Here is a 238-nt window from a genome sequence, read left to right on the forward strand (position 1 = left end):
TTTGAATTTAGCTGGCCATGGCTGTTTTTATTACTGCCGCTTCCTTTAACGTTACTGCTATTAAAACCCGCAGCAAGTAATGCAACGACACGTTTACGCATCCCAAGTTTTGCATCGCATAATTTAAATAATCAACATGTAGAGCCCAGTGCACGTAAGTTAAACACTCTTGAATGGTTGCTATGGGCATTATTAGTAACAGCATCGGCTAACCCTACTTGGTTAGATGAGCCTATAT

1 pseudogene is annotated in these 238 nt (G+C 40.3%); it reads left to right on the top strand.

Features of this window, described 5'->3' with window-relative positions:
• Positions 1-238, top strand: a pseudogene (locus tag SB765_RS33485) (BatB protein); the annotation flags it as partial.

Origin of the sequence: Pseudomonas sp. SIMBA_067, assembly GCF_046534675.1 — a bacterium.
In the GTDB taxonomy this organism is placed as follows: domain Bacteria; phylum Pseudomonadota; class Gammaproteobacteria; order Pseudomonadales; family Pseudomonadaceae; genus Aquipseudomonas; species Aquipseudomonas putida.